Source organism: Pseudomonas sp. GW822-FHT03F04 (genome assembly GCF_058801405.1).
Genome location: NZ_JBXANF010000005.1, coordinates 158263 through 175827, shown reverse-complemented (window position 1 = coordinate 175827; position 17565 = coordinate 158263). Strand labels below are relative to the sequence as shown.

Genomic DNA, 17565 nt, shown 5'->3' with positions numbered 1-17565 from the left:
AAGTGATAGAGGGTGTCATGGGTAACGAAAGCATCAATTGGGACAAGCTGGGTTTTGATTACATCAAGACCGATAAACGCTATCTGTCGTACTTTCGCAACGGCGAGTGGGACAAAGGCACCCTGACCGAAGACAACGTGCTGCACATCAGCGAAGGCTCCACTGCCCTTCACTATGGCCAGCAATGCTTCGAAGGCCTGAAGGCCTATCGTTGCAAGGACGGCTCGATCAACCTGTTCCGTCCGGACCAGAACGCCGCCCGCATGCAGCGCAGCTGCGCCCGCCTGCTGATGCCGCATGTGTCCACCGAGCAATTCATCGAAGCGTGCAAGGACGTGGTTCGCGCCAACGAGCGTTTCATCCCGCCTTACGGCACCGGCGGCGCGCTGTACCTGCGTCCGTTCGTGATCGGCGTGGGTGACAACATCGGCGTGCGCACCGCACCGGAGTTCATCTTCTCGGTGTTCGCGATCCCGGTGGGCGCCTACTTCAAGGGCGGCCTGACCCCGCACAACTTCCAGATCTCCTCCTTCGACCGCGCCGCGCCACAAGGCACCGGTGCCGCCAAGGTCGGTGGCAACTACGCCGCCAGCCTGATGCCGGGCTCCCAGGCCAAGAAAGCGCACTTCGCTGACGCCATCTACCTGGATCCGCTGACCCACAAGAAGATCGAGGAAGTCGGTTCGGCCAACTTCTTCGGGATCACCCACGACAACAAGTTCGTGACCCCGAACTCGCCATCGGTACTGCCGGGCATCACCCGTCTGTCCCTGATTGAACTGGCCAAGTCCCGTCTGGGCCTGGAAGTGGTCGAAGGCGACGTGTTCATCGACAAGCTGTCGGACTTCAAGGAAGCCGGTGCTTGCGGTACCGCTGCGGTGATCACCCCGATCGGCGGCATCAGCTACAACGACCACCTGCACGTGTTCCACAGCGAAACCGAAGTGGGCCCTGTGACCCAGAAGCTCTACAAAGAGCTGACCGGCGTGCAGACCGGCGACGTCGAAGCGCCAACAGGCTGGATCGTCAAGGTTTGATCTGACGACCAGATGTACAAAAGCCCCCATCGAGTGATCGATGGGGGCTTTTTCATGGGGTCTGTTTTTGCAGCCACGCCAGAAACACCTGAGCCGATGCGGACGCCTGTGGTGCAACGCCGTAGTAATAACGTGGCAACGGCATGCGCAAGTCGGGCAGCGGACAGACCAGTCGACCGCTCGACAGATGCGTGCCCAGCAACGTGGTCGGGCACAAGGCAATGCCCTCGCCCGCCACGGCAGCCTCCAACACCCGATGCATGTAATCGAACTGGCGAATGTCCTGGGTGGCACTCTGGCTCTGGCCGAAGCGCAGCGCCCAGTGGTGCCAGTCCTCACGCCGGGCCCTGACGGTCAGCAAGGTGTGCCGGCCCAGATCCGCAAGATCCGCCAGTGGTAGTCGCTCGATCAACTCGGGCGCTGCCACCATCAGCAATTCATCCTCGAACAACGCGTGCGACTCGATGGTCGGCGCCCAGTCGTCACGACCACGGCGGATGACAATATCGAAGCTGTCCTGTGCAGGATCCGGGGATCGAGTCTGGGTGATCACTTGCGGCTCGATGTCCGGGTGCTCTGCCATAAAGGCATCCAGCCGGGGCATCAGCCACAACTGGGCAAAAGACGGTCGAGTGTTGATGATCACGGTCGGCCGTGCCGCCTGCTGTCGCAACTCGGCAGCAGCGTCGGCGATCTGCGCCAGACCGGCGCTGACCTGGTGATAGAAACGCTGGCCGGCGGGCGTCAACAACGATTGCCGGATGCGTCGTTCGAACAGCAGCACACCCAGGTGTTCTTCCAGCAATTTGATGTGTCGACTGACAGCACTGTGACTCACATGCAGTTCTTCGGCCGCCAGCGTGAAACTCTGATGACGGGCGGCGACCGCAAAGGCACGAACCGCGTTGAGCGGTGGGAGTGATTTGTTCATGGGTCTAATTTAGTCACGTATGCGCTGCATTTAAAGCGTTTGTCACTCGCTCGTCGCCGCGCCAATCTTCCCGCACGCCCAATCCCGCGCCCTGACGGAGCCAGACATGCACAGTTACGGACTCTTTGTACTCTTCGCCACCCTGACCATTTTGAGCCCTGGCCCGGGTGTGGTGCTGACGTTGTCCAACGCCGTGCGCCTGGGCTGGGCCGGCGCAGTGCCGGGAATTCTGGGGATTGCCTCGGGTGCGTTCGTGGTTGCCGCCCTCAGCGCTACCAGTGTCGGTCTGATTCTCAGCGCCTCGGCAACGGCTTTTACCGTGCTGAAATACGCCGGCGCCGCCTATCTGTTGTACCTGGGTTTCAAGAGCTGGCGTTCGGATCGTTTCCGTACCCTGCAAGACGTCCGCCCTTCTCGCCCGGGTTACCGTTTTCTGGAAGCCGCGTCCCTGCAGTTCTTCAATCCCAAAGCCATCTTCTTCTTTCTGGCGGTGTTTCCGCAGTTCATCGACACCGCTCAGGCTTTCCATCCGCAGTTTTTCAAACTGGTAGCTTCTTACGCGGTGCTGGTGATTCTGGTGCACGGCAGCTATGCCCTGCTCGCCAATGCCGCCAAAGGTTGGCTATCGAGCCCGAAAGGTTCCTGGCTGGCAGCGAAAGTCTCGGGCGTGACCTTTGCCGGTTTTGGTCTGTTGATGGCTTCGGCAACTCGCTGATCAGACGGCGGATGCTCCACCTGTTTCAACGCAATACGCTTGCCGCCACGCCCGGCAATTCCGCCGGCCTGCCCGTTCTGCTGCTTGCCCATACGCGCCTGGGTAATCAATCCGGGGATCAATTCCCCTTCAGGCAGATTCTTCCAGAAGCGCATCGGCAAATGCCCCTGCATGACCTTCTCGTTCAACCGCGCCGGGTTGAAGATGTGGCTGTAATAAGCCAGCCACAACTCACCCTGCGGATCATCAACGCTCTGCGCCAGCTGCCGCCATTCCACCGGGCACTGACGATGATGAATCAGCTGTTCGCCATCGTAATAAACCCCGTCGCGCGGCGTGGCGATCAGCCAACGATGCCGGCCCATGCGGCCGATGAAGTGTTCGCTGGCGCTGTGCAGGATGTCGTGGGCCGGTTCGTGCCATGCCACGTATTGGGGGCCCGGCAGCTCTGACGGACGCTCGATGAAACGCACGAACGCATGCAGATGATGGGCTTCGCGCTGCACCTGCTTGATCCGTCGCTGCAACTCGCTGCCCAGTTTGTCGCCGGCCATCATTGCCGTGCGATCACCATGGCTGACGCGCCAGAGCACTTCATAAAGCAGACTCCAACGCTGATCGCCACGGTATCGCGACGCTTGTTCCAGGGTGTCGAGCAACGCACGCGGAATCCGCGCCTGAAAGGGCCCCTGCCCTTCAGGCACCGACACATCACTGGCAAACAGATCACTCACCCCTTCCGAAGCCCAGCTCACCAGACTCGGATCGATTTCATGGCTGAGCAGCCAGCGCGCCTGTTGGCGCCAGGTGTCGAACAGGTCGTCGCAATCGAGATTGATCATCCCCACAACCCCATCTGCTGCGGCATCGGCCGGTCGCGCAGTTGTTGATAGAGCATCTGGCTGGTGACTTCCGACTGCTGCGGGTGGTAATCGCTGGTGATGATGAACGGTTTGGCCTTGGCCAGCACACAGCGCATGCGCGCCACGTCCTCGTAACGAATGCGCCGCTGCCGACGCAGCTCCACCAATCGCTCGGTGGTACGCAGGCCAATGCCGGGAATGCGCGAGATCAACGCCGGCTCGGCGCGGTTGAGATCCAGCGGAAACACCTCGCGATTCTGCAGCGCCCAGGCCAGTTTCGGGTCGATGTCCAGCGCCAGATTGCCCGGCCCTTGAAGCAATTCACCGGCGGTGTAGCCGTAACTGCGCAGCAGAAAGTCGGCCTGATACAAGCGGTGCTCGCGCATCAGCGGCGGCGCGGCCAGCGGCACGCTTTTCGGGCTGTCGGGAATCGGGCTGAACGCCGAGTAATAGACCCGGCGCAGGCGGAAGTTGCCGTAGAGCGCCTGAGCGCTGTGCAGAATCGTACTGTCGTCGGTGTCATCGGCACCGACGATCATCTGCGTGCTCTGCCCGGCCGGGGCGAACTTCGGTGCGCGGGGCTCGTTGAGTACGGTCTGCACACCGGTGTAGATGGTGTTCATGGCTTGCTTGATCGAGCCGATCTGCTTCTCCGGCGCCAGCGTCTGCAGGCTGGCATCGGTGGGCAATTCGATGTTGACGCTCAAACGGTCGGCATAACACCCGGCTTCTTCGATCAGCGCAGGATCCGCTTCGGGAATGGTCTTGAGATGGATGTAGCCACGGAATTCATGTTCTTCACGCAACAGCTTGGCGACGCGCACCAGTTGCTCCATGGTGTAGTCCGCCGAACGAATGATCCCGGAGCTGAGGAACAACCCACTGACGCAATTGCGCCGGTAGAAATCCAGGGTCAGCGTCACCACTTCCTCGGGCGTGAAACGCGCACGGGGCACATCGCTGGAGCGTCGGTTGACGCAGTATTGGCAGTCATAGAGACAGAAATTGGTCAGCAGAACCTTGAGCAGCGACACACAGCGCCCGTCCGGCGTGTAGCTGTGGCAGATGCCCATGCCATCGGTGGAACCCAGCCCGCTCTTGCCCTCGGAGCTGCGCTTGGGCGCGCCACTGCTGGCGCAGGAGGCGTCGTACTTGGCGGCGTCGGCGAGGATGCTGAGCTTGTCGATGAGTTGCATGGCACGGACCTTATACTGTTCGCATATACAGTATAGAGTCCGCCCACGGGCCACAAGCCGTAAAACGCCCCTTCGTCAGTCAGACTTATTACAGTCGGCTGTCAGCTGCGATGGTCGAGGATTTACGCACCGGGACAGGCTGCATCGCTTCGGGCCATTTCACTCCGAACCGCGCTGTCATCTCCTTGCGCCCCGTCGCCGTCAACGTCAGCGCCCGACTGTCCAGATCCTGCGTCACCCATTTGCGCTTCAACGCGGTCTGCAACAACGCCGCCCCGAGCGATCCGCCCAGATGCGGCCGGCGCATGCTCCAGTCCAGGCACGGGCAGGCAAAGCGTCGGCGCAAGGTCGACAGATCCCTGACCTCAATGCCCACCCCTTCGAACAGCGCCTCTCCGCTCTCGCTCAAGCGGTAGGCCTGCTCATCGGTTTCCACCAGCCAACCGCCCTCCAACAACCGGTCATGCAGCAACACCGCCAACGTCCCGGCCATGTGGTCGTAGCAAGTACGGGCGAATTGCAGGCGATCCGGTGTGTGGGGTTTGAAGGCCGGCGCGGGGTTCTGGCCGATCACCATCAGCGCTTCGAGGGCCTGGGCCACGCGTTTGTCGGCGAGACGGTAATAACGGTGGCGGCCCTGCACATGCAGGCGCACCAATGCCAGGTCCTTGAGTTTGGCCAGGTGCGCACTGGCGGTCGAAGCGCTGACGTCGGCGAGGGTCGCCAGCTCCGTGGCGGTGCGGGCGTGGCCGTCCATCAGCGAGCACAGCATTTTGGTTCGCGCCGGTTCCGCGATGGCGGCGGCCACTTGCGAGACGCCGATGTCTTGATGTTCTGCGCGCATAATTCGCTCCCGGACGAATCATCACCCTCAAGGACTGGAGATAGTAGCAACACTTTCCCCACCGACAAGGTTGCGAACCATGGACCCGATCATCGCTGCGACTCACGCCGATCCCTACCCTTACTACGCCGAACTGCGCGCGGCGGGCGGTTTGACCTTTCATCACCGACTGAAACTGTGGATCGCCAGCAGCGCCCGAGCGGTGTGCGCGGTGCTGGCGCATGCGGATTGCCGGGTGCGCCCGGTGCAGGAACCGGTGCCCAAAGCCATCGCCGATGGCATGGCGGGCAAGGTGTTTGGCCAGTTGATGCGCATGAATGACGGCGAAGCTCAGCGCTGCCCACGTTCGGCCATTGAGCCGCCGCTGGGGCTGATCAATGACGAAGATGTCAGGGCGCTGGTCGCCGCACGGTTGGTGACTAACGATGCCGACGGCTTATATAAAGCAATGTTTCGCGGCCCGGTGAGCGTGGTTGCAGCGCTGCTTGGCTTCACCCCGGCGCAGGCGCGGGTCATCAGTGAACTGACGGCGGATTTCGCGGCGTGCCTTTCACCGCTGAGCAATGACCTGCAACTGGCGGCAGCGCATCGAGCGGCTGAGCAATTGTACGGTTACTTCATTGAATTACTGGCGGAGCCAAACCCGTTTCTCGCCGACATCCAACAGCGCTTTTCAGGCGAAGAAGACGTGCTGATCGCCAACCTGATCGGCCTTTGCTCGCAGACCTTTGAAGCCACCGCCGGCCTGATCGGCAACGCGCTGGTGGCGTTGCAGCGTCAGCCTGAATTACACGACGTGTCAGTCGATTCGCTGCTGGCCGAAGTGCAGCGCTTCGATCCATCAGTGCAGAACACCCGACGTTTTGTCGCGAACACCTGCGAAATCGACGGCGTGCGACTTGAAGCGGGCGACGTGATTCTGGTGTTGCTCGCCTCAGCCAACCGCGACCCGGCACTGAATGAAAACCCGGATTGTTTTCTGCCGGATCGCGCGAACCGCCGCAGCTTCACGTTCGGCAGCGGTCGTCATCAATGCCCGGGGCAAAGGTTGGCGATGACCATTGCCAGCGCCACCGTCGGTGAAATCCTCGCCCATGACATCGACCTGAAGCGGTTCGCCTGGCATTACCGCCCTTCTCTCAATGGGCGGATTCCATTGTTCTGCGAGGCAACGACTTAAGCGTTGCGCAATTCGATGGTCAGGTGCGACAGCTCATGCACCGGTGCCAGACGCTCGCGAATCGCCTCGGCAGTCACGCCCGCAGCCGCCACCACACTGACAATCGCCGCTCGTGCCTGCGGGCCGACCTGCCAGACGTGCAGGTCGCTGATGCGCACATCGTCGGAGGTTTCCAGCAGTTCGCGGATCTCCTCAGCCACCGGTTCATCGGTGGTGTCGAGCAGCACGGCGGCGCTGTCGCGCATCAGGTTCCAGGCCCATTTGGCGATGACGATGGAACCGACGATGCCCATCACTGGGTCCATCCAGACCCAGCCCAGATAGCGACCGGCAAGCAGCGCGGCAATCGCCAGCACCGACGTCAACGCATCGGCCAATACGTGCACGTAGGCTGAGCGCAGGTTGTTGTCGTGATGGTGGTGATGGCCATGATCGTGGCTATGGCCGTGGTCATGATGACCGTGATGACCAGCCAGCAAAAAGGCGCTGAGCAGGTTGACGCCCAGGCCGATCACGGCGATCAAGGTTGCTTCGCCGAACGCCACACTGGTGGGCTCGAACAGGCGGAAAACCGATTCCCCGGCAATCCCCAGCGACACCAGCCCCAGCACCATCGCCGAGGCAAAACCCGCCAGATCGCCGACCTTGCCGGTGCCGAAACTGTAGCGCCGGTTGTTGGCGTTGCGCCGGGCAAAACCATAGGCCGCCGCCGCGATACCGAGGGCGCCGGCGTGGGTCGCCATGTGGAAACCATCGGCCAGCAGTGCCATGGAACCGGTGAGGTAACCGGCGGCAATTTCGCCGATCATCATCACGAACGTCAGCGCCACCACCCACAAGGTGCGGCGGGCGTTGTCGTCATGGGACGCGCCAAGAAACTGGTGATCGTGGGAAAAGTCGTCAGACCGAGTCGTCAGATTCATGGGGTCGGTGCTCACTTGGAATAACGGCGGATGGCTTGCAGCAACTCTTCCACGCCCTGGGCGCGGGCTTCATCGCTGAGGTCGGGATGGGCGACATGCTCGCGGGCATGGGCCTCGATGAACTGTTCCATCAGACCGTTGACCGCGCCGCGAATCGCCGCCATCAGGTGCAACGTCTTGGCACAATCGGCCTCGGATTCCAGCGACCGTTCAACTGCCTGAACCTGCCCGGCAATGCGCCGGACCCGATTGAGCAACTCACCTTTGTGTTCGTGCGTGTGCGACATACCTATACCCCCTACCCCTATATGGAGAGCATAGTCGCTGTTCCGATCGATAGGGGCAAGGCCTGTTTTCGACCGTCCGTCGCGGGTTGAGATTTTGATGCGAAAGAATGAGGCGGCGCGTCAGATGGCGCCGCCTCTGGAAGGTTTTTCAGAGGCAGGGCCGTTGGGTACCCTCGTCTGTCAGGCCCATTGCAGTGGCGAGGACGACGAGAAGCAGAGGTCTACATCCAGTTGCGCTGCGGCCGACAGGTTGACCAGCGCATCGAGAGAGAACTTGTCGATTTTGCCGTTGAGTACGTCGTTGAGGCGCGGCTGCGTGATGCCGAGACGCTTGGCCGCCTCCTTCTGCGGAAGCTCCCAGGCACGAATCGTTTCGCACAGCGTACGCATCAGCTTGGCCCGCAGACGCATGTTGGCCGCTTCCTGCGGCGTGTCTTCCAGTGCATCCCAGACGCTTGCGAAACGCTGGGAAGAGTTTTGATGATCCGTCATGGTTCAACCTATTTCCTGATATCTGGCCCGTGCCAGTTCTATGTCTCGCGTCTCGGTTTTGCGCGTGGTCTTTTGCAGGGCGTGCAGCACATAAATCGCGTCAGGCCGGTTGACCACATAAAACACTCGAAACGCCCCTGAATCCTCGGTGATTCTGATTTCATTGACGCCCCGCCCGACTGTTTTCATGGGGCGCCAGTCAAAGGGTTCGTCGCCCTGTTGCAACAGATCCAGTTGGAATCCTGCGGCTCTGCGAGCATCGAGGGGAAAAGCTCTCAGATCCTTGAGCGCACTCCCGACAAACACCACGTCCTTGTGTCTTGGCATTGGCTTCTCCTGTGTTGGAAGGAAAAGCGTAATAGCCCGGACAGAATCGTGTGGCGGCGGTGTGTTGCAAGGAATGGCAGCGATCACATACCAGCAGACTATATCGAAACCGATATAAATCAAGTTTGAATTGGCTTATCTGACATTTGGTATCACAAAGCAGAATTTCGCGAGCCAGCACCCCTGATAAGCCGACACAGCCCCCCTGTGGGAGCGAGCTTGCTCGCGAAGGCGGACTGAAAAATGACGCATCATTTTGCCCCCATCCGGGAGGCTACATCGCCTTGCGCCTTTGCCTACAACTACGCCAGAATCCGCCGGCTTGTGCGGTTTGGGGCCTGCCCGTAACTTGATTCGCATCACTGAATGGTCAGTGAACGGGTTTAGTCGCTCGGCGTTTTATCCAAGCTCGCAAGCTGTTTTTCAGTCAGGCATTTCCACGCCTGTACTCAATGGCGGCTGTGCGTAGGGCGCTCTAGGGCGCGCCAGTAGTGCTTGGATACTGGTCGACTAACCTGCGTACAGCTGCCACCTATTGTTTAGTCGCAAGAACGTGTCAGCCTCTTTTGGAGGTTTCCAAGCAAATGATCAAGCCAACGCCTAATCCTCCGGAAACAGACGTATCGTCCGAATCCGACCCGACCTCTCCCTACTCCACAACCGATTCAAAAAAACTCCACGAAGCCGCCGAACGCGCCCTCGACCACTACCTGAAACCTTCCGCCCCGAAACGACACTGCCCCGGCCGCATGTTCCTCGTCGCCCCCGACATGGATCAGCATTCCCTGCTGGCCCACGCCTGCGAATCGATGGCCTCGGCCAGCGTGATGCTCAGCGACTTCGCCGCGCTGCTGGACCCGCCCTACCGCAGTACCGTGCTGGGCATCGCCCAAGTGGTGATGTTCGGCGAACTGGCGGTCAACAGGGCGCTGGACACCATTGACCCCGCGATCTGAGGAAACACCATGGCCAGCAAATCCGATGCACAAGTCGTCGCCGCCCTGATCTCCATCGGCCTCAACGAGAAAGACAGCCAATGGGCCGAGAAGGCTTGCCTGCTCCTGCTCGAAAGCGAAAGAAAATCCATCGTCACCGCCGCCCTCGACGTCCTCGTCCAACTCGCCCGCGATCACGGCAAACTGGACCGGGACCGCGTAATGCCGGCACTCCACAGCGTAAAACGCAGATTTCCGAGCCTGACCAGCACGGTTGCCGCAACGCTGGATGAGATGGCAATGGCTGCGTAACGCCTCAGGTAACAGGCAAGAAAAAACCCGCTGGCTCCGTAAAAGGAGGCAGCGGGTTGTATAGGCGGACGCAATCAGCGCCGAAAGTCAGACAGGATAAACGGCGTATGACCTCTCAAGTAACGATCGACCTCTTCCAACGAGTGCAATCCGTCGCTCGAAGAAACGATGGAGCCTTGAACATCCTGGCGAGTCAGGGTCACGGTATAAACCCCCTCTTCCTCCAGCAGAACGCCGGTGAATCTGACCTGTTGCCCGCCTTCTTCTGCAAAGGAAGTCACTGTCAGGCTTCGAGACGCCAGCGTCGTCGTCACACGATCCTTGAGCACTTTGCTCTTTGCTATCTGTTCCCTGGCCACAACCCAAGTGCCAACCGCCACAGCAGCGTTGAGCACAGCCATATACCCGTAAGACCAGCGCCCGTGCGACGAGTGCTTCTCGCCCAACCACTCGGCAAACTGGAAAATCATGTGCCACACGTCCATGCGCCAATTCCTGACTGTGATCATCAAACGCCGGAATCAATCCTCCCGCGTCAAAACCTCGAGCAACTCAATCTCGAACACCAGATTCGAATTCGGCGGGATCTTGCCCATCGTCCGCTCGCCATAGCCCAAATGCGCCGGCACCCGCAGTTTGCGTTTACCGCCGACCTGCATGCCCATGATCCCTTGGTCCCAGCCCTTGATCACCCGGCCCGTACCGATCACGCACTGGAACGGTTTGCCCCGGCTCCAGGACGAATCGAATTCGGTGCCGTCTTCCAGCCAACCGGTGTATTGGGTGGTGATCAATGCGCCTTTGACGGCGGCTTTTCCGTCGCCGGGCTGAAGATCGATTATCTGCAGTTCATCATTCATAACATTCACTCTATTGTTCCGCTGGCCGCCGTTTTCCCAGAAATGCCGGCCATTGGCAACCGTTTGACCCAAGGTTGCCGCTGTTTCCGGCGTTGGCCGTGAATTAAGATAGCGACACGCCATCACTCCCGGATCGATACGCCATGACAGCACCGCTTGAATGACTCAACTCTGGATCAGCTTCGCCATTTTCGTTGTGTTGATGGTCGTGATCGCCGTGCTGATTCGTCGCGAGCGTGCCCTGCGTCGGCAGCTTGCCGAGTATCGCGAACTGCTCACCCGCGCCGCCGAAGGCCAGAACATTCACCAGGATGGCGATGCCGAACGCTTCAAGCGCAGTCAGTATTTCGCCCGGATCGGCACCTGGGATTGGGAAGTCGACACTGATCGGCTCTATTGGTCCGACGCAATCTTCGGCATGTTCGGCTTCAAGATCGGCGAAGTGACGCCGTCCTACGCCTTGTTCTGCTCCTGCGTCCACCCGGACGACCGCGCCAAGGTGCGCGCCGGGGAATTGCGTTGCCTGGAAACCGGCGAAAACCACGACGAGGAATACCGCGTGGTCTGGCCCGATGGCACGATTCGCTGGCTAAGGGAAACCGGCAATGTGGTGAAGAACGATCATGACGCGATGATCAAGATGATGGGCGTGGTGCGCGATATCACCGAAGAGAAGGCCTCGGCCAGTTACCTTCAGCACCTGGCACATTTCGACCCGCTGACCGGTTTGCCCAATCGACTGGTGCTGGAAGAACGCCTGTCGGAAGCGCTGGAGCATGCCCGCGCTACCGAGACCCGGGTGGCGCTGGTGTTCATCGATCTCAACGGTTTCAAAAGCATCAACGACCGCTACGGCCATGCCGCCGGCGACCGCGTTTTGATCACCACCGCCACGCGTTTGAAACGCATCCTGCGGGTCAGCGACACCGTCGCCCGCATCGGCGGCGACGAGTTCGTGGTCATTCTCCAGGGCCTCGCCCCCGGCCTGAATCTGCAGGACGAAGCGCGGAGCATCTGCCAGAAAATCTTCATCGAACTGTCCCCACCGATCACCATCGGCAACGACCAGCGCCACATCGGCACCAGCCTCGGCGTCGCCGTGTTCCCCGACCATGCGCCGACCATGGATCGGCTGCTGCACATTGCGGATCTGGCGATGTACGAGGCCAAGCGCAGCGGGAATAATCAGTATCGGTTAGGTGGCGAAAGCCCGGTGCGGGCAAGTGCACCGGGATTTGGAATGTGAGCGTTAACGCTCCACCGGCTTGATATCCACAATCGTCCCGTTGGTAATCATCACCATCACGTACTTGTCGTTCATCTGCACCCACTGCGCCTGGGGATCGGGTTGCTTGAGGCCTTTCTGTTTCCAGTTGTTGATGGCTTTTTCGCTGCGCTGATAGACATCCGGAGCACGGTCGTTGACCTTCAGTTCGCGGCCGTCGATGGGCGAACGTTCGACGGTGTCGGTCGAGGTTGGCGCCGCTTGAACGAGCGGGCTGATCCCGGTGATGCCGGCGACGAGGGCCAGGCTGGCGATCAGGGTCTTGTTGTTCATCGGTGAACCTCCTTCAGATGTGTGATACCTGAACTCCGACTGCGGGGTTCTGGAATCATTCCTTGTTTTTTGATGATGCCGGACTTGAGATTGTAGCCATCCCCCGGAACGCTAACCGAGGCTCGCCCGCCACGGAGCGAATACAGTCAACGGCATTCATTTGCGATAAGATCCCGCGCGCCCCCGCCGAGTGAACAAGGACATCACCGTGAAAATCTACCTCATCGTCAATCTTGTGCTGCTTGCGGTTCTGGGCCTCTACGCTGTCAGTCTTTTCAATAAGCTCGTTGCCCGGCGCAACGAGATCAAGAACGCGTTTGCCCAGGTCGAAGTGCAACTCAAGCGCCGCTATGACCTGATCCCCAATCTGGTCAGCATCGCCAAGGGCTATCTGGCCCATGAGCGCGAAACCCTGGAAGCGGTCATCGCCGCGCGCAATACCGCCGTGGCGGGACTCGAAGCTGCACAGGCCAAACCGGGCAATGCCCAGCACATCGCGCAACTGGGCCTGGCGGACAGCGCACTCAGCAGCGCCGTGGGTCGATTGAACCTGACCTTGGAAGCCTATCCGGAACTCAAGGCCTCGCAGAACATGCAGCAACTGAGCGAAGAGCTGAGCAGCACCGAAAACAAGGTGAGTTTCGCGCGCCAGGCCTTCAACGACGCGGTCATGGCCTACAACACCCTCAAGCAGAGTTTTCCCGCGGTGCTGCTGGCAGCCAGTTTTGGCCATCGCGATGACGCCGTGCCGCTGAAGTTTGCGGATACGCTGGCAATCAAAACCGCACCCAAGGTTTCCTTCTGATTCCCGCCCAAGGACGGCACATGAACTTCTTCGAACAACAACACCAGGCCCGGCGCCATACCACCCGGCTAGTGATCCTGATGATCTTCGCGTTGCTGACGATGATTGCACTCATCAGCCTGCCCTTCGTCTTCTCCAGCATCGACAAATACTTGAGCGGGACTGGCACGCTCAAAGATGCCCTGCAGGCGCTGGCTATCGTTGCTGCATCGGTAAGCGGCGTCGTGCTGATCGGTGGACTGGTGAAATATTGGCAACTGCGAGCGGGTGGAAAAGTCGTCGCACAAAAGCTTGGCGGGAGATTGATCAACGACAATGCACACACGCCGGACGAACGACGCTTGATGAATGTCGTCGAGGAAATGGCGATTGCCTCCGGCACTCTTGTGCCTGCGGTGTATCTGTTGCCGGACGAGAGCATCAACGCCTTCGCAGCAGGCTTCACGCCCGAAGACGCAGCGATCGGGATTACCCAAGGCGCGGTATCGCTGCTCACCCGAGATGAGCTGCAAGGTGTGATCGCCCACGAGTTCAGCCATATTTTCAACGGGGACATGCGCCTCAATACCCAACTTGTGGCAGCTGTTCACGGCCTGCTGGTGTTGGGGCTGGCCGGAACGTTGATCCTCGTCGCTCTGGTAAAAGCCAATATGAACAACAAACCCCGAAAAAAGGACAAGGACGATAAAAACGAATTCGTTTTGATGTGCATTGCGCTGTTTGTTGGCGTTGTTCTATTCGTCGGTGGGTTTCTCGGAACATTCTTCGCCAGCCTGATCAAAGCGGCAGTCAGCCGGCAACGCGAGTTCCTCGCCGATGCCAGCGCGGTGCAGTACACGCGTAATCCGCAGAGCATTGTTGGCGCCCTGAAGAAGATCGCGACCCACACGCAGGGTTCGACGATCAGTGCATCAGGGGCCAGCGAGTTCAGTCATTTGTATTTCAGCACCGGTGTTTCGAACCCGCTGAGTCGCCTGTTTGCCACGCATCCCAATCTAAGCGAGCGAATCCGGCGTATCGATCCACAGTGGGATGGCAGCTTTGCACCCGTTGAAAAGGTTGAGGCTGCACTCGAGCGCGGGTAGGCATCCGCTTTCGCGCGCGGGAACCGGTCTGCATTGGCTGCCAACCCCTGCGCCTTTGCTCCCGGTCTGAATGATTCCATCCAGATGGATTGATCCGCCCTGCGCATCAATCCATGCCAACTATGCAATTAACAGATCGATCCCCCTGCGCCACTATCCGCCCCAATAAAAACCGTGCGCCGCCTCCCCGTCGCGCACGTCATAAAAGCGGTGGAGTATTTTTCGATGACAGCCTCAATCCCACACGGCGGCTCGCGGGCCGGCGCTATTTTCCGGGTCACCTCGGGCAACTTCCTCGAACAGTTCGACTTCTTTCTGTTCGGCTTCTACGCCACGCAGATCGCGGCGGTGTTCTTTCCGGCGAGCAGTGAGTTTGCTTCCCTGATGATGACGTTCGCGGTGTTCGGCGCAGGCTTTTTGATGCGTCCGCTGGGGGCGATCGTGCTCGGTGCGTACATCGATGACGTCGGGCGTCGCAAAGGTTTGATCGTCACCCTGTCGATCATGGCCAGCGGCACGATATTGATTGTGCTGGTACCCGGATACGAAACCATTGGTCTGTTTGCCCCGGCACTGGTGCTGGTCGGGCGCTTGCTGCAGGGTTTCTCGGCCGGTGCTGAACTGGGCGGCGTTTCGGTGTATCTCTCGGAGATTGCCACACCGGGCCGCAAAGGTTTCTTCACGGCCTGGCAGTCGGCCAGCCAACAGGTTGCGATCATCGTTGCAGCTGCGCTGGGCTTTGCCTTGAACCAGTGGATGGCGCCGGACGTGATTGCCGATTGGGGCTGGCGGATTCCGTTTTTCGTCGGTTGCATGATCGTGCCGTTCATCTTCCTGCTGCGTCGCAACCTGGCGGAAACCGAAGAGTTCGCCGCCCGCAAACATCGCCCGAGCATGAAAGAAGTGTTCCGCACCCTCGGCCAGAACTGGGTCGTGGTGCTTGGCGGGATGTTGATGGTTGCCCTGACCACCACCGCGTTCTACCTGATCACCGTGTACGCGCCGACCTTCGGCAAAACCGTGCTGCACCTGAGCACGTCGGATGCGTTGCTGGTGACGTTGCTGGTGGGCGTTTCGAACTTCTTCTGGCTGCCGATTGGCGGCGCGCTGTCCGACCGGATTGGCCGTCGTCCGCTGTTGATTGCCATGTCGTTGCTTGCCCTGGCCACCACGTATCCGGCGCTGTCGTATCTGGTGCAGGCGCCGAGCTTCAGCCACATGCTGATGTCGCTGCTGTGGCTGTCGTTCATCTACGGCATGTACAACGGCGCGATGATTCCGGCGCTGACCGAAATCATGCCGGTGGAAGTGCGGGTGGCCGGTTTCTCGCTGGCCTACAGCCTCGCTACTGCCGTGTTCGGTGGGTTCACGCCGGCAATGTCGACCGTCCTGATTCAGTACACCGGCGACAAAGCCGCACCGGGTTACTGGATGAGCGTCGGCGCGCTGTGTGCGTTGTGCGCGACGCTGTATCTGTATCGCCGTGCGGGCGGTCGTCTGCAACCTGCGGTCGCTTGAGGAGCCAGCCAACATGAAAAAGCTCTTCAATCTGACCGCCCTCGCCCTCCTCGCCTTCAGCGCATTCGCCCAAGCCGAGGAGTTGCGGGTGATGACTTCCGGCGGCTTCACCGCGGCTTATAAAGTCCTCGGCCCGAAGTTCGCCGCGAACACCGGCAACACCCTCGACACCATTCTCGGCCCGTCGATGGGCAAGGCCCCGGAAGCGATCCCCAATCGTCTCGCCCGGGGTGAGCAGGCCGACGTGGTGATCATGGTCGGCTACGCCCTCGACGACTTGATCAAACAAGGCAAGGTCGACCCGGCTTCTCGGGTTGAGCTGGCGGATTCACGGATCGGCCTGGTGGTGCGCGAAGGCGCGCCGAAACCGGACATCAGCAACGTCGACGCCCTGAAGAAAACCCTGCTCGATTCGCAATCGGTGGCCTACTCGGACAGCGCCAGCGGCGTGTACATCGAGCAGCAATTGTTCAAGAAGCTCGGCATCGAAGATCAGCTGAAACCGAAAGCCAAGATGATCCCGAAAATCCCGGTGGGCTCGGTGGTCGCCACCGGCGATTATCAACTGGGCTTCCAGCAGGTCAGCGAATTGCTGCCGGTGCCGGGGGTGAGTTTTGTCGGGAAGATTCCGGAGTCGGTGCAGTCGGTAACACGTTTTGCAGCGGGGATTCCGGTCGGTGCGCAGCATCCGCAGGAAGCCAAGGCGTTGCTCGCCTATCTGGCCGCGCCGGCCGCCCAGGCCGACGTACAGGCCACGGGGCTGGACTCGGTCAAGCGCTGACCTTCGGCGGCTGGACTTTCATTTCCACCACCAGCCGCTCCAGTTCCAGTGCCGCCGGGGTCAGCGTACGGCCCCGGCGCTTGATGATGCCCACGCTGCGCATCACTTGCGGATCGGTCAGCGGCACCCGCGTCAGGATCGGATGATCCGCCGCCGGCATCGCCATCAATGGCACCGCCGCCACCCCCAACCCCGCTTCCACCAGTCCGATCATCGTTGTCACGTGCAAGGTTTCGCAGATGCTCGGCCGCTGCGGCACCACCTTCGCCAGTGCCTGATCGAGCAAAAAGCGATTGCCCGAAGTCTTGTCCAGCGAGATGTAATCCTGCTGGTAAAACTCGTCCCAACTGACGCTGCTGCGCCCGGCCAACGAGTGATCGCGACGACAGGCCACCACGTAACTCTCCTGCACCAGCGGCTCGAAATCCACGCCCGCCTCCTGGGTACCCATGAAACTCAGGCCGAAATCCGCCTCGCCATTGACCACTGCCGTCAGCACGTCATGGGCGCTGGAGTCGAGGACTTTGACTTTGATTCGCGGGAACTGCTGGTGATAGCGGGCGACCACCCGTGGCATGAAGTAATACGCCGCCGACGGCACGCAGGCGACGGTAACGTGGCCCTGCCGGTTCGAGGCAACTTCACTGATGCCGAGCAACGCCACGTCCAGATCATCCAGCAAACGCTCGACACTCGGCATGAAGCCACGTCCGGCCTGGGTCAGGCTGACTTTGCGTGTGGTGCGCTCGAACAGCTTCACGCCAAGGGCGTCTTCAAGCTTTTCGATGCGTCGGCTCAGGGCCGGTTGCGAGATGCGCACGGTGTCCGCGGCCTTACGGAAACTGCCCTGCTCGACCACGGCGCGAAAGGCTTGCAGGTCGTTGAGGTCGAAGTTGATGGCCATGGGAGACTCGGG

21 protein-coding genes and 1 pseudogene are annotated in these 17565 nt (G+C 60.3%); 10 read left to right on the top strand and 12 right to left on the bottom strand.

Annotated features, from left to right (window positions below; all coding sequences use genetic code 11):
- Window positions 1–17: 17 nt before the first annotated feature.
- Complete coding sequence (locus AC1RMX_RS13280; protein ID WP_493072215.1) at window positions 18–1037, top strand: branched-chain amino acid aminotransferase; 1020 nt, start codon at window positions 18–20, stop codon at window positions 1035–1037.
- A 52-nt stretch (window positions 1038–1089) separates the two neighbouring features.
- Here the strand turns inward: AC1RMX_RS13280 and AC1RMX_RS13275 are convergent, their stop codons facing one another.
- Window positions 1090–1968, bottom strand: a complete 879-nt coding sequence (locus tag AC1RMX_RS13275) for a LysR substrate-binding domain-containing protein (RefSeq protein WP_493072213.1) — start codon at window positions 1966–1968, stop codon at window positions 1090–1092.
- 106 nt (window positions 1969–2074) lie between these two features.
- Here AC1RMX_RS13275 and AC1RMX_RS13270 point away from each other — a divergent pair, with 106 nt between their 5' ends.
- Complete coding sequence (locus tag AC1RMX_RS13270; RefSeq protein ID WP_096822560.1) at window positions 2075–2683, top strand: LysE family translocator; 609 nt, start codon at window positions 2075–2077, stop codon at window positions 2681–2683.
- A 23-nt stretch (window positions 2684–2706) separates the two neighbouring features.
- On the opposite strand, the pseudogene AC1RMX_RS13265 reads toward AC1RMX_RS13270, so the two are convergent.
- The 3 genes and pseudogenes from AC1RMX_RS13265 to AC1RMX_RS13255 form a co-directional block, all read right to left on the bottom strand.
- A pseudogene (locus AC1RMX_RS13265) lies at window positions 2707–3525 on the bottom strand (TIGR03915 family putative DNA repair protein); the annotation flags it as partial.
- A complete protein-coding gene (locus AC1RMX_RS13260; RefSeq protein ID WP_493072210.1) occupies window positions 3522–4742 on the bottom strand; it encodes a putative DNA modification/repair radical SAM protein in 1221 nt (406 codons plus the stop codon). The gene AC1RMX_RS13260 and the pseudogene AC1RMX_RS13265, both read right to left, overlap by 4 nt.
- 88 nt (window positions 4743–4830) lie before the next feature.
- The gene (locus AC1RMX_RS13255) at window positions 4831–5586 is read right to left on the bottom strand and encodes an ArsR/SmtB family transcription factor (protein ID WP_493072208.1); all 756 of its coding nucleotides are present in this window, start codon (window positions 5584–5586) and stop codon (window positions 4831–4833) included.
- 79 nt (window positions 5587–5665) lie between these two features.
- Here AC1RMX_RS13255 and AC1RMX_RS13250 point away from each other — a divergent pair, with 79 nt between their 5' ends.
- Complete coding sequence (locus AC1RMX_RS13250) at window positions 5666–6766, top strand: cytochrome P450 (RefSeq protein ID WP_493072206.1); 1101 nt, start codon at window positions 5666–5668, stop codon at window positions 6764–6766.
- Here AC1RMX_RS13250 and dmeF read toward each other — a convergent pair.
- From dmeF to AC1RMX_RS13230, 4 genes are all read right to left on the bottom strand, one after another.
- Window positions 6763–7689, bottom strand: a complete 927-nt coding sequence (gene dmeF, locus AC1RMX_RS13245; RefSeq protein WP_493072204.1) for a CDF family Co(II)/Ni(II) efflux transporter DmeF — start codon at window positions 7687–7689, stop codon at window positions 6763–6765. The genes AC1RMX_RS13250 and dmeF overlap by 4 nt on opposite strands.
- Before the next feature lie 11 nt (window positions 7690–7700).
- On the bottom strand, window positions 7701–7976 hold the full coding sequence (locus tag AC1RMX_RS13240; protein WP_096822565.1) for a metal/formaldehyde-sensitive transcriptional repressor: 276 nt from the start codon (window positions 7974–7976) through the stop codon (window positions 7701–7703).
- Window positions 7977–8156: 180 nt separating this feature from the next.
- Window positions 8157–8468 carry a helix-turn-helix domain-containing protein gene (locus AC1RMX_RS13235; protein WP_096822566.1) on the bottom strand — a complete coding sequence of 104 codons (312 nt, stop codon included), beginning with the start codon at window positions 8466–8468 and terminating at the stop codon, window positions 8157–8159.
- A gap of 3 nt (window positions 8469–8471) precedes the next feature.
- Window positions 8472–8795 carry a type II toxin-antitoxin system RelE/ParE family toxin gene (locus AC1RMX_RS13230; RefSeq protein ID WP_065258430.1) on the bottom strand — a complete coding sequence of 108 codons (324 nt, stop codon included), beginning with the start codon at window positions 8793–8795 and terminating at the stop codon, window positions 8472–8474.
- A 584-nt stretch (window positions 8796–9379) separates the two neighbouring features.
- Between AC1RMX_RS13230 and AC1RMX_RS13225 the strand changes: the two genes are divergently transcribed.
- Entirely contained in the window at window positions 9380–9751 is a 372-nt protein-coding gene (locus AC1RMX_RS13225) for a DUF6124 family protein (protein ID WP_096822567.1), read from the top strand.
- Between the two features lie 9 nt (window positions 9752–9760).
- On the top strand, window positions 9761–10042 hold the full coding sequence (locus tag AC1RMX_RS13220) for a hypothetical protein (RefSeq protein WP_096822568.1): 282 nt from the start codon (window positions 9761–9763) through the stop codon (window positions 10040–10042).
- A gap of 74 nt (window positions 10043–10116) precedes the next feature.
- Here the strand turns inward: AC1RMX_RS13220 and AC1RMX_RS13215 are convergent, their stop codons facing one another.
- Together AC1RMX_RS13215 and AC1RMX_RS13210 are read right to left on the bottom strand one after the other, a co-directional pair.
- A complete protein-coding gene (locus AC1RMX_RS13215; RefSeq protein ID WP_096822569.1) occupies window positions 10117–10527 on the bottom strand; it encodes a hypothetical protein in 411 nt (136 codons plus the stop codon).
- Window positions 10528–10563: 36 nt separating this feature from the next.
- Window positions 10564–10902, bottom strand: a complete 339-nt coding sequence (locus AC1RMX_RS13210) for an FKBP-type peptidyl-prolyl cis-trans isomerase (RefSeq protein ID WP_192558344.1) — start codon at window positions 10900–10902, stop codon at window positions 10564–10566.
- 160 nt (window positions 10903–11062) lie between these two features.
- On the opposite strand from AC1RMX_RS13210, the gene AC1RMX_RS13205 reads away from it, so the two are divergent.
- Window positions 11063–12148, top strand: a complete 1086-nt coding sequence (locus AC1RMX_RS13205) for a diguanylate cyclase domain-containing protein (RefSeq protein WP_493072200.1) — start codon at window positions 11063–11065, stop codon at window positions 12146–12148.
- 3 nt (window positions 12149–12151) lie between these two features.
- On the opposite strand, the gene AC1RMX_RS13200 is transcribed toward AC1RMX_RS13205, so the two are convergent.
- Window positions 12152–12460, bottom strand: coding sequence for an RcnB family protein (locus AC1RMX_RS13200; RefSeq protein ID WP_493072198.1), 309 nt, complete (start codon window positions 12458–12460; stop codon window positions 12152–12154).
- A 208-nt stretch (window positions 12461–12668) separates the two neighbouring features.
- On the opposite strand from AC1RMX_RS13200, the gene AC1RMX_RS13195 reads away from it, so the two are divergent.
- From AC1RMX_RS13195 to AC1RMX_RS13180, 4 genes are all read left to right on the top strand, one after another.
- On the top strand, window positions 12669–13265 hold the full coding sequence (locus tag AC1RMX_RS13195) for a LemA family protein (protein WP_096822651.1): 597 nt from the start codon (window positions 12669–12671) through the stop codon (window positions 13263–13265).
- Window positions 13266–13285: 20 nt separating this feature from the next.
- Window positions 13286–14350 carry a M48 family metallopeptidase gene (locus AC1RMX_RS13190; RefSeq protein ID WP_096822572.1) on the top strand — a complete coding sequence of 355 codons (1065 nt, stop codon included), beginning with the start codon at window positions 13286–13288 and terminating at the stop codon, window positions 14348–14350.
- Between the two features lie 225 nt (window positions 14351–14575).
- On the top strand, window positions 14576–15868 hold the full coding sequence (locus AC1RMX_RS13185) for an MFS transporter (protein WP_493072196.1): 1293 nt from the start codon (window positions 14576–14578) through the stop codon (window positions 15866–15868).
- A 13-nt stretch (window positions 15869–15881) separates the two neighbouring features.
- Window positions 15882–16649 (top strand): substrate-binding domain-containing protein, encoded by a 768-nt coding sequence (locus tag AC1RMX_RS13180; RefSeq protein ID WP_493072194.1) that lies wholly within the window; start codon window positions 15882–15884, stop codon window positions 16647–16649.
- Here AC1RMX_RS13180 and AC1RMX_RS13175 read toward each other — a convergent pair.
- Entirely contained in the window at window positions 16639–17553 is a 915-nt protein-coding gene (locus AC1RMX_RS13175) for a LysR family transcriptional regulator (protein ID WP_493072192.1), read from the bottom strand. The genes AC1RMX_RS13180 and AC1RMX_RS13175 overlap by 11 nt on opposite strands.
- Between the last annotated feature and the right edge of the window lie 12 nt (window positions 17554–17565).

What these genes read in the sequence shown, in the direction of transcription:
- AC1RMX_RS13255 (WP_493072208.1), bottom strand. Translation starts at nt 5,586, where the DNA reads ATGCGCGCAGAACATCAAGACATCGGCGTCTCGCAAGTGGCCGCCGCC.
- AC1RMX_RS13240 (WP_096822565.1), bottom strand. Translation starts at nt 7,976, where the DNA reads ATGTCGCACACGCACGAACACAAAGGTGAGTTGCTCAATCGGGTCCGG.
- AC1RMX_RS13235 (WP_096822566.1), bottom strand. Translation starts at nt 8,468, where the DNA reads ATGACGGATCATCAAAACTCTTCCCAGCGTTTCGCAAGCGTCTGGGAT.
- AC1RMX_RS13205 (WP_493072200.1), top strand. Translation starts at nt 11,063, where the DNA reads ATGACTCAACTCTGGATCAGCTTCGCCATTTTCGTTGTGTTGATGGTC.
- AC1RMX_RS13185 (WP_493072196.1), top strand. Translation starts at nt 14,576, where the DNA reads ATGACAGCCTCAATCCCACACGGCGGCTCGCGGGCCGGCGCTATTTTC.
- AC1RMX_RS13275 (WP_493072213.1), bottom strand. Translation starts at nt 1,968, where the DNA reads ATGAACAAATCACTCCCACCGCTCAACGCGGTTCGTGCCTTTGCGGTC.
- AC1RMX_RS13215 (WP_096822569.1), bottom strand. Translation starts at nt 10,527, where the DNA reads ATGGACGTGTGGCACATGATTTTCCAGTTTGCCGAGTGGTTGGGCGAG.
- AC1RMX_RS13190 (WP_096822572.1), top strand. Translation starts at nt 13,286, where the DNA reads ATGAACTTCTTCGAACAACAACACCAGGCCCGGCGCCATACCACCCGG.
- AC1RMX_RS13225 (WP_096822567.1), top strand. Translation starts at nt 9,380, where the DNA reads ATGATCAAGCCAACGCCTAATCCTCCGGAAACAGACGTATCGTCCGAA.
- AC1RMX_RS13210 (WP_192558344.1), bottom strand. Translation starts at nt 10,902, where the DNA reads ATGAATGATGAACTGCAGATAATCGATCTTCAGCCCGGCGACGGAAAA.
- AC1RMX_RS13175 (WP_493072192.1), bottom strand. Translation starts at nt 17,553, where the DNA reads ATGGCCATCAACTTCGACCTCAACGACCTGCAAGCCTTTCGCGCCGTG.
- dmeF (WP_493072204.1), bottom strand. Translation starts at nt 7,689, where the DNA reads ATGAATCTGACGACTCGGTCTGACGACTTTTCCCACGATCACCAGTTT.
- AC1RMX_RS13180 (WP_493072194.1), top strand. Translation starts at nt 15,882, where the DNA reads ATGAAAAAGCTCTTCAATCTGACCGCCCTCGCCCTCCTCGCCTTCAGC.
- AC1RMX_RS13200 (WP_493072198.1), bottom strand. Translation starts at nt 12,460, where the DNA reads ATGAACAACAAGACCCTGATCGCCAGCCTGGCCCTCGTCGCCGGCATC.
- AC1RMX_RS13250 (WP_493072206.1), top strand. Translation starts at nt 5,666, where the DNA reads ATGGACCCGATCATCGCTGCGACTCACGCCGATCCCTACCCTTACTAC.
- AC1RMX_RS13230 (WP_065258430.1), bottom strand. Translation starts at nt 8,795, where the DNA reads ATGCCAAGACACAAGGACGTGGTGTTTGTCGGGAGTGCGCTCAAGGAT.
- AC1RMX_RS13220 (WP_096822568.1), top strand. Translation starts at nt 9,761, where the DNA reads ATGGCCAGCAAATCCGATGCACAAGTCGTCGCCGCCCTGATCTCCATC.
- AC1RMX_RS13260 (WP_493072210.1), bottom strand. Translation starts at nt 4,742, where the DNA reads ATGCAACTCATCGACAAGCTCAGCATCCTCGCCGACGCCGCCAAGTAC.
- AC1RMX_RS13270 (WP_096822560.1), top strand. Translation starts at nt 2,075, where the DNA reads ATGCACAGTTACGGACTCTTTGTACTCTTCGCCACCCTGACCATTTTG.
- AC1RMX_RS13280 (WP_493072215.1), top strand. Translation starts at nt 18, where the DNA reads ATGGGTAACGAAAGCATCAATTGGGACAAGCTGGGTTTTGATTACATC.